The sequence below is a fragment of the Mesorhizobium sp. CA8 genome, assembly GCF_020164955.1.
GTDB lineage: Bacteria > Pseudomonadota > Alphaproteobacteria > Rhizobiales > Rhizobiaceae > Mesorhizobium.
Window position 1 is genome coordinate 99170 of sequence record NZ_JAIUHG010000007.1, and the last position, 12033, is coordinate 111202.

At 64.7% G+C, this 12033-nt stretch carries 14 protein-coding genes; 9 read left to right on the plus strand and 5 right to left on the minus strand.

Annotated elements, in window-relative coordinates:
- The first annotated feature begins 104 nt into the window (after nucleotides 1-104).
- The 9 genes from ehuA (at nucleotide 105) to doeB (ending at nucleotide 8335) form a co-directional block, all read left to right on the plus strand.
- Nucleotides 105-890 (plus strand): ectoine/hydroxyectoine ABC transporter ATP-binding protein EhuA, encoded by a 786-nt coding sequence (ehuA, locus tag LB553_RS10270; protein ID WP_263483995.1) that lies wholly within the window; start codon nucleotides 105-107, stop codon nucleotides 888-890.
- A 90-nt stretch (nucleotides 891-980) separates the two neighbouring features.
- Nucleotides 981-1832, plus strand: coding sequence for an ectoine/hydroxyectoine ABC transporter substrate-binding protein EhuB (gene ehuB / locus LB553_RS10275; RefSeq protein ID WP_224512859.1), 852 nt, complete (start codon nucleotides 981-983; stop codon nucleotides 1830-1832).
- Between the two features lie 186 nt (nucleotides 1833-2018).
- On the plus strand, nucleotides 2019-2678 hold the full coding sequence (gene ehuC, locus LB553_RS10280) for an ectoine/hydroxyectoine ABC transporter permease subunit EhuC (RefSeq protein WP_224512861.1): 660 nt from the start codon (nucleotides 2019-2021) through the stop codon (nucleotides 2676-2678).
- Nucleotides 2678-3337: an ectoine/hydroxyectoine ABC transporter permease subunit EhuD gene (gene ehuD / locus LB553_RS10285; protein ID WP_224512863.1), complete on the plus strand. Its 660-nt coding sequence runs from the start codon at nucleotides 2678-2680 to the stop codon at nucleotides 3335-3337. The genes ehuC and ehuD overlap by 1 nt, the downstream gene beginning before the upstream one ends.
- Before the next feature lie 5 nt (nucleotides 3338-3342).
- Nucleotides 3343-4119, plus strand: coding sequence for an ectoine utilization protein EutA (gene eutA, locus LB553_RS10290; RefSeq protein WP_224513033.1), 777 nt, complete (start codon nucleotides 3343-3345; stop codon nucleotides 4117-4119).
- A 19-nt stretch (nucleotides 4120-4138) separates the two neighbouring features.
- Nucleotides 4139-5122 (plus strand): hydroxyectoine utilization dehydratase EutB, encoded by a 984-nt coding sequence (gene eutB / locus LB553_RS10295; protein WP_224513034.1) that lies wholly within the window; start codon nucleotides 4139-4141, stop codon nucleotides 5120-5122.
- Entirely contained in the window at nucleotides 5119-6111 is a 993-nt protein-coding gene (locus tag LB553_RS10300) for a cyclodeaminase (protein ID WP_224512865.1), read from the plus strand. The genes eutB and LB553_RS10300 overlap by 4 nt, the downstream gene beginning before the upstream one ends.
- Before the next feature lie 36 nt (nucleotides 6112-6147).
- On the plus strand, nucleotides 6148-7326 hold the full coding sequence (gene doeA / locus LB553_RS10305) for an ectoine hydrolase DoeA (protein WP_224512866.1): 1179 nt from the start codon (nucleotides 6148-6150) through the stop codon (nucleotides 7324-7326).
- Nucleotides 7327-7330: 4 nt separating this feature from the next.
- Nucleotides 7331-8335, plus strand: a complete 1005-nt coding sequence (gene doeB, locus LB553_RS10310) for a N(2)-acetyl-L-2,4-diaminobutanoate deacetylase DoeB (protein WP_224512869.1) — start codon at nucleotides 7331-7333, stop codon at nucleotides 8333-8335.
- A 15-nt stretch (nucleotides 8336-8350) separates the two neighbouring features.
- Here the strand turns inward: doeB and LB553_RS10315 are convergent, their stop codons facing one another.
- From LB553_RS10315 to cyoC, 5 genes are read right to left on the minus strand one after another with little or no spacing between them, the layout of a single operon-like run.
- Nucleotides 8351-8884, minus strand: a complete 534-nt coding sequence (locus LB553_RS10315; protein ID WP_224512871.1) for a response regulator transcription factor — start codon at nucleotides 8882-8884, stop codon at nucleotides 8351-8353.
- Entirely contained in the window at nucleotides 8874-10226 is a 1353-nt protein-coding gene (locus LB553_RS10320; protein ID WP_224512873.1) for an ATP-binding protein, read from the minus strand. Before LB553_RS10320 ends, LB553_RS10315 begins: the two co-directional genes overlap by 11 nt.
- A complete protein-coding gene (locus LB553_RS10325) occupies nucleotides 10223-10981 on the minus strand; it encodes an SURF1 family protein (RefSeq protein WP_224513035.1) in 759 nt (252 codons plus the stop codon). Before LB553_RS10325 ends, LB553_RS10320 begins: the two co-directional genes overlap by 4 nt.
- A 53-nt stretch (nucleotides 10982-11034) precedes the next feature.
- Nucleotides 11035-11409 (minus strand): cytochrome o ubiquinol oxidase subunit IV, encoded by a 375-nt coding sequence (gene cyoD, locus LB553_RS10330; RefSeq protein ID WP_224512874.1) that lies wholly within the window; start codon nucleotides 11407-11409, stop codon nucleotides 11035-11037.
- Complete coding sequence (gene cyoC, locus LB553_RS10335) at nucleotides 11406-12032, minus strand: cytochrome o ubiquinol oxidase subunit III (RefSeq protein ID WP_224513037.1); 627 nt, start codon at nucleotides 12030-12032, stop codon at nucleotides 11406-11408. The genes cyoD and cyoC overlap by 4 nt, the downstream gene beginning before the upstream one ends.
- Between the last annotated feature and the right edge of the window lies 1 nt (nucleotide 12033).

The following is a 12033-nucleotide window of genomic DNA, read 5'->3' on the forward strand; positions in this document are numbered from 1 at the left end:
GTGCCGCGCCGGAAATATTGTCATGATATTATTTTCCCAATTGACATGATTTGGCACGTTTCGCATCGTTAAGGGGATAGACTTCTCCAGAACGGGGACATGGATTGCCCGCGCCCATCATCAAGGTTGATGCGATTTCGAAGAGCTTCGGCGCCTTCAAGGTGCTGGACGGCCTGTCGATGCAGGTCATGCCTGGCGAGAAGCTGGCGCTGATCGGTCCGTCCGGTTCAGGCAAGACGACGATCCTGCGCATCCTGATGACGCTGGAGAAGATCGACGGCGGCCATATCCAGGTCGACGGCGAGCAGCTCTACCACTTGGAGCGCAATGGCCAGTTGCTGCCGGCCGACGAGCGGCATCTGGCCAGGATGCGCCAGAAGATCGGCATGGTTTTCCAGCTGTTCAATCTCTTCCCGCACAAATGCGTCATGGACAATGTGACTTTAGCGCCAATGCTGACCAAGGGCGTCGCGCGCGCCGCCGCCGAGAAGCGGGCGATGGAACTGCTCGACATGGTCGGACTTGCGGACAAGGCGAAGGCGATGCCGGCGCAGCTCTCCGGCGGCCAGAAGCAGCGCGTGGCGATCGCAAGGGCACTGGCGCTGTCGCCCAAGATCATGCTCTTCGACGAGGTCACCTCGGCGCTCGACCCCGAGCTCGTCGAGGAAGTGCTCAACGTCATGCGCAAGCTCGCCGCCGAGACCGACATGACAATGCTTCTGGTCACCCATGAGATGGGCTTCGCCCACGACTTCGCCGACCGCGTGCTGTTCTTCGACCGCGGCAGAATCGTCGAGGAAGGCAAGCCCGATGAGATTTTCCGCCATCCCAAACAGGAAAGAACGCAGAGCTTCCTGAAGAAGATCATCGCGGCCGGACATCGCGTCTGACCGCAATGCGGGCGGCGTAAGCCGTCCACGGGCGGCCAAAGGCTGTCCCGAACCAGGCAAACCAAGAAGACAAACAAGGAGTTGGGAACGATGAAGAAACTTGGCATTCTGGCTGGCGTCGCCGGCCTCGCGATCACCGCGATGTTGCTCGCCCCCGGCGCGCGGTCGGCGGATGACGCCAAGCTGGAGCAGCTCAAGCAGCAGGGCTTCGCCCGCGTCGCCATCGCCAACGAACCGCCCTACACGGCGGTCGCGGCCGACGGCAAGGTATCGGGCGCGGCTCCCGACGTGGCGCGCGAGATCTTCAAGCGTCTCGGCGTCAACGACATCGTCGCTTCCATCTCCGAATACGGGGCGATGATCCCCGGCCTGCAGGCTGGCCGCTTCGACGTCGTCACCGCGGGCTTGTTCATGAAGCCAGAGCGCTGCGCGGCGGTCGCCTATTCCGAGCCGGTGCTTTGCGATGCCGAAGCGATGCTGGTGAAGAAGGGCAACCCGAAAGGCTTCAAGAGCTACGAGGACATCGCCAAGGACAGCTCCGCCACGGTCGGCGCGCCGGGCGGCGGCACCGAGGAGAAGCTGGCGCTCAATGCCGGCGTGCCGCGCGATCGCGTCATCGTCGTGCCAGACGGCCAGAGCGGCCTGAAGATGGTGCAGGACGGCCGTATCGACGCCTATTCGCTGCCTGTGCTCTCGATCAACGACCTGGTGAAGAAGGCCAACGACCCGAACCTCGAAGTGATCGCGCCGGTGCAGGGCGCGCCGGTCTATTGCGATGGCGCGGCCTTCAAGAAAGGCGACGAGGCGCTGCGCGACGCCTATGACGTCGAGCTCGCCAAGATGAAGAAGTCCGGCGAGTTCGCCAAGATCATCGAGCCCTACGGCTTCTCCGCCAAGGCGGCGATGTCGACAACGCGCGAGAAGCTCTGCGCGGCGAAGTAGTGCTCCTTTGCTTTCTCCCCGGTTGCGGGGAGAAGGTGGCTCGAAGAGCCGGATGAGGGGCGGCGCCAAGTTCTGCAAGGCTGGCTCCGCCCCTCATCTGCCTACGGCATCTTCTCCCCGTGAACGGGGAGAAGGGGCTGTCACGGCGACCTCGCACAAACGCAAACGTTGGAAACTTCTAGTTTTATGACCCAGTGGTCCGGCTATCTCGGCCTGATATTGCAGGGAGCGCTTGTCACCATCGAGCTGACGCTGATGGGGTCGGTGCTTGCGCTGATCATGGCCTTCCTTGCCGGCATGGGGCGCGTGTCGCGCTTCTTCATCATCCGCGCGTTGGCGACGACCTACATCGAATTCTTCCGCGGCACCTCGATCTTCGTGCAGTTGTTCTGGGCCTATTTCGTGCTGCCCTTCGCCGGCCTGTCGCTGACGCCGCTGCAGGCCGGCGTGCTGGCGCTGGGCTTGAATGTCGGCGCCTATGCGGCGGAAGTCGTGCGCGGTGCCATCCTGTCGGTCGGCCGCGAGCAATATGAGGCCTGCACGGCGCTCAATCTCGGCCGCTGGCAAGGCATGCGCCACGTCATCCTGCCGCAGGCGCTTCTGGTCATGCTGCCGACCTTCGGCAACAACGCGATCGAGCTGCTCAAGGCGACGTCGGTCGTTTCGCTGATCTCGCTCGCCGATCTCACCTTCCAGGCGCAGGTGGTGCGCTCGCAGACGGGCAGCACGCTGATGCCCTTCCTCTCCGTTCTCGTCATCTATTTCGCGCTGGCGCTGGTCATCTCCTGGGGCATTCGCACGCTGGAGCGCCGCATGGCGCGCGGCCTCGACGGAGTGCGCGTCTGATGGAATGGGATTGGAATTTCGTCTGGGAGATTATGCCGACCCTGATCCAGGGGGTGAAGATCACCATCCTGGCGACGGTGCTCGGCTCGATCCTGGCGGCGATCGTGGGGCTTGGGATCGCGCTGGCGCGTCGATCGGAGAACCGGATCGTCGCGCGCAGCGTCGGCTGGTTCGCCGAGTTCATCCGAGGCACGCCGCTCCTGGTGCAGCTCTATTTCATCTTCTACGTGCTGCCCGATATCGGCATCCTGCTGCCGCCGCTGGTGGCGGGCGTCATCGGGCTCGGCCTGCATTACGGCACCTACACTGCCGAAGTCTACCGCGCCGGCATCGACAATGTGCCGCGCGGTCAGTGGGAAGCTGCCAAGGCCTGTAATCTGGGCGGCCGCCACACCTGGACGCATATCATCCTGCCGCAGGCCATCCCGCCGATGATCCCGGCCTTGGCCAACTATTTCATCGCCATGTTCAAGGAGACGCCGCTGCTGTCGGCGATTACCGTGCTGGAACTGATGAACCAGGCCAAGAGCGTCGCCAACACCTACTACCGCTACATCGAGCCGATGACACTGGTCGGCGCCTTTTTCCTCGTCATCAGCCTCTGCTCCGTCGTGCTGTTGCGCTGGCTGGAGCATCGCTACGGCAGGATCGAAAGATGAAAGTCATGAAAGCATTGCCCGAGATCCGCCTCGAAACGGCGCGCCCCACGCTGAACGCGCGGCCGCTGGAAAAGCGCATCGGCCTGATTGCTTTAGCCACCGATCACACAAGCGAAGTGGACTTCCGCCGCATGGTGGCGAGCGAGCAGATCGGCGTCTATGTCGCGCGCATTCCCTATGCCAACCCGACGACGCCGGAAAATCTGCGCAAGATGCAGCCGTCGCTTTCGGCGGGCGCGGCGCTCATCCTGCCGGACGAGCCGCTCGATGCGATATGCTATTCGTGCACCTCTGCGTCGGTGGTGATCGGCGACCCCGAGATCGAGCAGGCGATCCATGCAGCCAAGCCCGGCGTGCCCGTCGTCACCCCGCCGATGGCCGGCGTGCGCGGCCTGAACGCTTTCGGGGTGAAGCGCATCAGCATCCTGACTCCTTACACCGTCGAGACCAGCCGGCCGATGGCCACCTATTTCGCCGCGCATGGCTTCGACATCCAGAGCTTCTCCTGCCTCGGTTTCGAGGACGACCGCGAGATGGCGCGCATCACGCCGGCGTCCCTGGTCGAGCTGGCGCGCAAGGTCACGCATCCGCAGGCCGATGCATTGTTCGTCTCATGCACCGCGCTGCGCGCCGCGCTCGCGGTTCCTGCTATGGAAGAGGCGATCGGACGTCCGGTCGTCACCAGCAACCAGGCCAGCGCCTGGAACTGCCTGCGGCTCTGCGGCGACGAGACGCCCCGGCCCGAATTCGGCCGGCTGTGGACGAAGCCGCTGGCCCAGTGAACGAGTGCCCGTGATCGAAATGATTGTTGAGCTTCAGCATATTCGCGCTGCGCGCGAACGCATTGCCGGCAAGGTCGAGCGGACACCCATGGTGCTGTCGCAAAGCCTCTCGGACCGCGCGGGCCGTCCTGTTCATCTCAAGCTGGAGCATCACCAGACCACTGGCGCCTTCAAGCTGCGCGGCGCTTCCAATGCGATCGCAGCATTGGGCGCGGAAGAAAAATCGCGCGGCGTCGTCGCCGCCTCGACCGGCAATCACGGCCGCGCTCTGGCGCATGCGGCGAAGCTCGAAGGCATCCGCGCGGTGATCTGCATGTCGAGGCTGGTGCCGGAAAACAAGCTCGACGCCATCCGTCGCCTCGGCGCGGATATCCGCATTGTCGGCAACAGCCAGGACGACGCCCAGCAGGAAGTCGACAGGCTGGTCGCGGAAGAAGGACTGGTCATGCTGCCGCCCTTCGACCATCCCGATATCGTTGCCGGGCAAGGCACGCTCGGGCTGGAAATCATGGAGCAGGTTCCGGATGCGGCAAGCGTGCTGGTGCCGCTCTCGGGCGGCGGGCTGGCGACTGGCGTGGCGGCGGCCGTCAAAGGTATGAGCCCGGGCACCAAGGTCATCGGCATCTCGATGGCGCGGGGCGCGGCTATGAAGGCCAGCCTCGACGCCGGCCGGCCGGTGCAGGTCGAGGAACTGCCGACACTGGCGGATTCGCTCGGCGGCGGCATCGGGCTCGACAACCGGCTGACCTTTGCCATGTGCCGGGGACTGCTCGACGACGTCGTCCTGCTTGCCGAGGAGGAGATCGCGGCCGGCATCCGCCATGCGTATGGAGTGGAGCGCGAGATCGTCGAAGGCGCCGGTGCCGTCGGCATCGGCGCGCTGCTTGCCGGGAGGGTCAAAGTGAGCGGCACCACTGTTCTCATCCTCTCCGGCAAAAACATCGACATGGGCCTGCACCGCCGCATCGTCTGCGGCGAGACAATCGCGGAGCGCGCAGCATGAGCCGCATAACCATCCTCACCGACGCGGAGCTTCGCAAGATCGTGACGCTCGACCTGGACGCCGTCGCCTGCGTCGAGAACGCTTTTCGCGCCTTGGCCACGCTGCCGGTGGCGATGCCGCCGATTCTGCGGCTCGACATTCCCGAACATCGCGGCGAGGTCGACGTGAAGTCCGCCTATGTGCCCGGCATAGACGGCTTCGCCGTCAAGATAAGCTCCGGTTTCTTCGACAATCCGACGCTCGGCCTGCCAAGTGGCGGCGGCATGATGGTGTTGCTTTCGGCCAAGACCGGCGTGGTCGAGGCGCTTCTGCTCGACAATGGCTATCTGACCGATATCCGCACGGCCGCCGCCGGCGCGGTCGCGGCCAAGCATTTGTCGCGCCAAGGCTCAAGCGTAGCCGCGATCTTCGGTGCCGGCCTGCAGGCCGGCCTGCAGTTGGAAGCGCTGCGTCTCGTCAGGCCGATCGAGGAAGCGCGCATCTGGGCGCGCGACGCCGCCAAGGCTGAAGCCACCGCCGCGCGCCTGCGCGAGAAGCTCGGTATCCTCGTGCGGGCCGAGCCGGATGCGGCGAACGCGGCAGCGGGCGCCGACATCATCGTCACCACCACGCCGTCGACCGAACCGCTGATCAAGGCCGGTTTCGTGACCGCTGGCCAGCACATCACCGCCATGGGCTCGGATGCCGAGCATAAGAACGAGATTGCGCCGGCAGTCCTGCGCATGGCCGATCTCTATGTCGCCGACAGCGCCAAGCAGACGCGGCGCCTGGGCGAACTCCATCACGCCATCGAGGCGGCGGTCTTCGCCGCCGACGCCGAAGTGACGGAGCTCGGCCAGATCATCGCCGGCAGCAAGCCCGGCCGGCGCTCGGCGAGCGACATCACCATCGCCGATCTCACCGGCACCGGCGTGCAGGACACCGCCATCGCCACTTTGGCTCGCGACTGTGCGCGCGCCGCCAATGCCGGGCTCGCTTTCGAAAGTTGATGCTGGCCGCCAGGCCCAACAAACGAGGACAACAAAATGCAGCCAAACCTGAAATTCTCGCGGAGCGAATTTGCCGATCGCCTCGCCAAGACGCGAAAAGCCATGGAGGCTAAAGGCGTCGATCTGCTGATCGTCAGCGATCCTTCCAACATGGCCTGGCTGACGGGCTATGACGGCTGGTCATTCTATGTGCATCAGGCCGTCATCGTGCCGCCTTCCGGCGAGCCTGTCTGGTACGGCCGCGGCCAGGACGCCAACGGCGCCAAGCGCACCGCCTATCTCGCGCATGACAACATCATCGGCTACGCCGACCATTATGTGCAGTCGACCGAGCGGCATCCGATGGATTACCTCGCCAGCGTGCTGGCCGAGCGCGGCTGGGACAAGCTGAGCATCGGCGTCGAGATGGACAATTACTGGTTTTCTGCCGCCGCTTTCGCGTCGCTGCAGAAGCACCTGCCCAACGCCCGTTTCGCCGACGCCACGGCGCTGGTCAACTGGCAGCGCGCGGTGAAGAGCCCGACCGAGATCGACTATATGCGCAAGGCCGCCCGCATCGTCGAGGCGATGCACCAGCGCATCGTCGACAAAATAGAGGTCGGCATGCGCAAATGCGACCTGGTCGCCGAGATCTACGATGCCGGCACCCGCGGCGTCGCCGGCATCGGCGGCGACTATCCGGCGATCGTGCCGCTCTTGCCGTCGGGAGCGGACGCCTCGGCGCCGCATCTCACCTGGGACGACAAGCCGATGAAGGTGAACGAAGGCACATTCTTCGAGATCGCCGGCTGCTACAACCGCTACCACTGCCCGCTGTCGCGCACTGTCTTCCTCGGCAAGCCGACGCAGGCGTTCCTCGATGCCGAGAAGGCCACACTTGAGGGCATGGAAGCAGGTCTGGCCGCCGCCAAGCCGGGCAATGCCTGCGAGGACATCGCCAATGCCTTCTTCGCCATCTTGAAAAAGTACGGCATCGTCAAGGACAACCGCACCGGCTACTCGATCGGTCTTTCCTATCCGCCGGACTGGGGCGAGCGCACCATGAGCCTGCGCCCCGGCGACCGCACCGAGCTCAAACCCGGCATGACCTTCCATTTCATGACTGGACTGTGGCTGGAGACGATGGGTCTGGAGATCACCGAGTCGATCCTGATCACCGACACCGGCGTCGAGTGCCTGGCCAATGTGCCGCGCAAGCTGTTCGTGAAGGACTGAGCCGATGTCCGCTTTGCGTCCGTCGCCGATCGCGCCGACCGTCGACTTCGAGCGCGACGGCGTCCAGCACGGCTTCCTGCGCCTGCCCTACAGCCGGGACGATTCCGCCTGGGGCTCTGTGATGATCCCGGTCTGTGTCGTGCGCAACGGCAAGGGCTCGACGGCGCTGCTCACCGGCGGCAATCACGGCGACGAGTATGAGGGGCCGCTGGCGCTTTACGAACTCGCCCGCACCCTCGATCCGAAAAATGTCTCCGGCACGGTCATCATCGTGCCGGCGATGAACTATCCGGCGTTCCGCGCCGGCACGCGCACCTCGCCGATCGACAAGGGCAACATGAACCGCTCTTTCCCTGGGCGGCCGGACGGCACGGTGACGGAGAAGATCGCCGACTATTTCCAGCGCGAGTTGCTACCGCGCGCGGACGTCGTCTTCGACTTCCACTCGGGCGGCAAAACGCTGGATTTCGTGCCGTTCTGCGCGGCGCACACGTTGCCGGACAAAGCGCAGGAGAAAAAGGCCTTCGCCGCGGTCGCGGCTTTCTCGGCGCCGTTCTCCATGCGCATGACCGAGATCGACGCGGTCGGCATGTATGACACGGCCGCCGAGGAGATGGGCAAAGTCTTCGTCACCACCGAGCTCGGCGGCGGCGGAACCTCGCGCGCCGAAACCGTACGCATCGCCCGGCGCGGCATCCTCAACGTGCTGCGCCACGCCGGCATCGTCGATGGTGCGATCGAGAAGGACAGAACTCAGTGGCTGGACATGCCGTCCGGTGATTGCTTCGCCTTCGCCGAGGATGACGGCATGATCGAGACGATGGTCGATCTCGGCGAACCCGTGAAGGACGGCCAGGTTGTCGCGCGCATCCATCCGGTCGGCCGCACCGGGCAGGCGCCGCAGGAGATCAGGGCCAGGATGTCAGGGCTCCTCGCCGCGCGTCATTTCCCCGGCCTTGTCAAGGCGGGCGACTGCGTCTCGGTGCTGGGCGTGGCCGTTCGGGAATAATCCTGGCGCGGCGCCCTACTGCACCACGCGCTTCTCGAGCTTGCGGGCGAGCGTGCGCCGGTGCAGGCCGAGCCGGCGCGCGGTTTCGGAGATGTTGAAGCCGGTCTCGACCAGCGTTTCGTGGATGCGCTCCCATTCGAGATTCTTGATCGAGGTGGGGCGGCTGGTGAGCGCAACCGAGACATCGCCCTCGGCACGGCCGAAGGCGGCTTCGATGTCATCGGTGTTGGCAGGCTTGGCCAGATAATGGCAGGCGCCGAGCTTGATCGCCTCGACCGCCGTGGCGATGCTGGCAAATCCCGTCAGCACCACGATGCGCATCGACGGATTGCGGGCGCCGAGCAGCTTGACACATTCGAGCCCCGATCCCGCTCCGAGCTTGAGATCGACGACGGCGTAGGCCGGAACCACCGTTTCCAGCGCGACCAGCAGCGCCTCGCGGTCGTGGCAGACCACGACGTCGTAGTCGCGCTTTTCAAACGAGCGTTTGAGCGTCCGCGCGAAAGTCGCGTCGTCCTCGACAATAAACAAGGATCGATCAGGCTTCACGATCGCCTCCATCGGTCAACGCCGCCAGCGGCAGCGAAAGGGTAACGCAGGCGCCCTTGGCCATGTTGCGCGCCGAAACGTCGCCGCCGAGCTTGCGCACCACGTTGAACACCAGGAAGAGGCCCAGGCCGCCGCCCGGACGCCCCTTGCTCGACATATAGGGCTGGCCGAGCGTTGCCAGAATATCCTTGTCGAAACCCGGGCCGCGATCCTCGACGGAGAGCACCAGCTTCTCATCCTGCCGCTCGGCAGTGATGCCGACCCAATCGTGCGATGCTTCCTGCGCATTGTCGAGCACATTGAAGATCACTTGTTTCAGCGCCGTGTCGGACACGATCGGCTCGTCCGGCTCGAAACCATTGCCGTAGTCCAGCTTGATAGGCTGGCGGCTGACGCGCCATTCCTCGACGAGATCGTCGAGGAACCGGCGGATCGTGGTGCGGATGGTGCCCTCGCCCCGCGCCTGGCCGGAGGACATGAGAATGCCCGTGACGATGCCTTTGCAGCGTTCGATCTGCGCCTGCATCTCGGCCACGTCCTCGGAAAGCTCGCGGTTGCGCCTGACGCCGCGCATCTGGCGCCAGTCGGACAGGATGACCGATATGGTCGAGAGCGGTGTGCCCAGTTCATGCGCGGCACCCGAGGCCAGCAGCCCCATGCGCACGATGTGATCTTCCTCGGCCGAACGCTGGCGCAGGTCGGCGAGATAGGCGTCGCGTTCGCGCAGGTTGCGGTTGATGCGCGTCATGAAGATCACGATCAGCCCGGCCGCGAGCACGAAGCAGATGAACATGCCGCGCAGATGCAGCGCCAGGAGATCGCTGCCACCGTGATGCGGGAGCGCGATCGGCTGGAAGACGAAGATGAGGAAGACGAAGCAGGCGGAGGCCGCCACCACCAGGAGCCAGGTCGACCATGGGGCCAGCAGCGCGGCGCCGAGCGTGATCTGCAGCAGATAGAGCGACACGAACGGATTCGAGGCGCCGCCGCTCAGGTAAAGCTCCGTCGTCAGCGCCGCCATGTCGAAGATCAGCGCGACGAAGAGCTGCGCGTTGGAGATGCGGCGATTGCCGCGTAGGGCGAGCAGGCTGAAGATGTTGAGCCCGACGAGGAAAAGCACCACGCCGGCCATCTCGGTCAGCGGCAAAGGGATGGCGAACCAGTATTGCGTCACCAGGATGGTCAGCACCTGCCCCGCCACCGCCAGCCAGCGCAGTTGGATGAGCAGGAGCAGGTTCTTCCTGTTCGTGACATCGGCGTTCGAGGCGACGCCTCCCCGCCCGGTCGGAGGAACCGTCAGGAACGGCTTGTCGCGATGGGGCCTGGCTATCGAGATGCTCATCTCGGCGCTTCCCGCTGGGGGCGACCGGGGACCTGCCTGGCAAGCGCCACCGCCAGCATCCCTGCCAGGGCAAACCAGGTCAAGGCATAGATCAGATGGCTGTTGCGAAAGGTGACGACGGTGAGCCCGCCGCGCGGCCAGCCAGCAGCGCCGGAGGCCTCGGCATCGACAAAATAGGGCGCGACGTCGGTCAGGCCGCGTGCCTTGGCGATGGCATCGATGTCGCGCGAATACCAGCGATCGACAGCGGGATCGTTGCTGCGCAGGAAACCGCCGCCGGGCTCGCTGGTGCGCAGCAGCCCGTCAACCGTCGCCGGCGAGGTGAGCGCGGCATTCTCCCGTTCGAACTCCGCCTTGCGCTCCTGCGGGATCAAGCCGCGGTTGACGAGGACCGTGAAACCGCGGTCGTCGCGCATCGGCGTCAGCACCCAGTAGCCGCTGCCAAGCTCGGTCACTGCCTGCACCAGCGTGTTGGCGCCCCCGAGGAAATGCCCGGCCAGGCGCACATGGCGATATTCGTACTCCGGCGCGCTCAACCCGTTCCAGTCTTGCGGGCCAGGCGCATCGCCGGCGGGAGCATGGATGCGCTGGTCGACGCGGGCGATCAGGTCGAGCTTCCAGACCCGTCTTTCCAGCTGCCAGATGCCGAGCCCGAGAAACACCAGGACGCCGAGAAGCCCAAGCAGCGCAAGCAACAAACGCGACGCGGAACCCTTCGAGGCCGCATGAGAGCCGATACCTGCCCGGCTGGTCATGTCCTTTGCCTCGACTTTGGCCCTCTCCGCGCCCGACGCGCCCGAAATGGGGTTCATGGCATCTGCCGCATCTCGTGGAGCCCGGGCATCATGTTGGCGTTGAGGTGGTACATCACCCAGAGCGAGCCGCTCAGCACGATGACGACGAGGATGACCGTGAAAATGAGCGCCAGCATCGACCATCCGCCTTCCGAGGCGGGGTTCATATGCAGGAAGAAGACCATGTGCACCACGATCTGCACCACCGCGAACGCCATGATGATGGTGGCCGTGGCCTGCTTGTTGTCGAGGGCGCCTGTCATGACCATCCAGAACGGGATGGCGGTGAGGATCACCGACAGGACGAAGCCGATCAGATAACCCCTCAGCGTCCCGTGCGCGGCGCCGCCATGGGTGTGGTCGTGATCGGCATGATCATGAGCGCTCATCTGAGCATCCCCATCAGATAGACGAAGGTGAAGACGCCAATCCAGACGATATCCAGGAAGTGCCAGAACATCGAGAGGCACATAAGCCGGCGACGGTTGGCTTTGATGAGGCCGTATCGCGCGACCTGCACCATCAGCGTCAGCATCCAGACGATGCCGAAGGTGACGTGCAGGCCGTGCGTGCCGACCAGCGTGAAGAAGGACGACAGGAAGGCGCTGCGCTGCGGCGTCGCGCCTTCATGGATCATATGCGCGAATTCGTAGAGCTCGATGGACAGGAACGCCAGGCCGAACAGCATGGTCACCGCGAGCCAGCCTTGCGTCGCGCCGACGCGACCCTTGTCCATGGTCAACATGGCAAAGCCATAGGTGATCGAGGACAGGAGCAGCATGGTGGTGTTGACCGCCACCAGACCAAGATCGAACAGGTCCTTCGGCGCCGGACCCGCCGCGTAATTGCCGCCGAGCACGCCAAAGGCAGCGAACAGCATGGCGAAGATCAGGCAGTCGCTCATCAGATAGAGCCAGAAGCCGAGCATGGTGCTGCCGCCTTCGGCGTGCGCATGCTCCTCTTCCAGGTGGAAGACCGGCTCTGAGCCGGCCGTGATCGCCGTCGATGCCATG

Coding starts and splice junctions, on each gene's coding strand:
- ehuC (WP_224512861.1), top strand. CDS start 2,019: ATGACCCAGTGGTCCGGCTATCTCGGCCTGATATTGCAGGGAGCGCTT.
- LB553_RS10300 (WP_224512865.1), top strand. CDS start 5,119: ATGAGCCGCATAACCATCCTCACCGACGCGGAGCTTCGCAAGATCGTG.
- doeB (WP_224512869.1), top strand. CDS start 7,331: ATGTCCGCTTTGCGTCCGTCGCCGATCGCGCCGACCGTCGACTTCGAG.
- eutB (WP_224513034.1), top strand. CDS start 4,139: ATGATTGTTGAGCTTCAGCATATTCGCGCTGCGCGCGAACGCATTGCC.
- ehuD (WP_224512863.1), top strand. CDS start 2,678: ATGGAATGGGATTGGAATTTCGTCTGGGAGATTATGCCGACCCTGATC.
- eutA (WP_224513033.1), top strand. CDS start 3,343: ATGAAAGCATTGCCCGAGATCCGCCTCGAAACGGCGCGCCCCACGCTG.
- cyoC (WP_224513037.1), bottom strand. CDS start 12,032: ATGGCATCGACGGCGATCACGGCCGGCTCAGAGCCGGTCTTCCACCTG.
- LB553_RS10320 (WP_224512873.1), bottom strand. CDS start 10,226: ATGAGCATCTCGATAGCCAGGCCCCATCGCGACAAGCCGTTCCTGACG.
- doeA (WP_224512866.1), top strand. CDS start 6,148: ATGCAGCCAAACCTGAAATTCTCGCGGAGCGAATTTGCCGATCGCCTC.
- LB553_RS10325 (WP_224513035.1), bottom strand. CDS start 10,981: ATGACCAGCCGGGCAGGTATCGGCTCTCATGCGGCCTCGAAGGGTTCC.
- cyoD (WP_224512874.1), bottom strand. CDS start 11,409: ATGAGCGCTCATGATCATGCCGATCACGACCACACCCATGGCGGCGCC.
- ehuB (WP_224512859.1), top strand. CDS start 981: ATGAAGAAACTTGGCATTCTGGCTGGCGTCGCCGGCCTCGCGATCACC.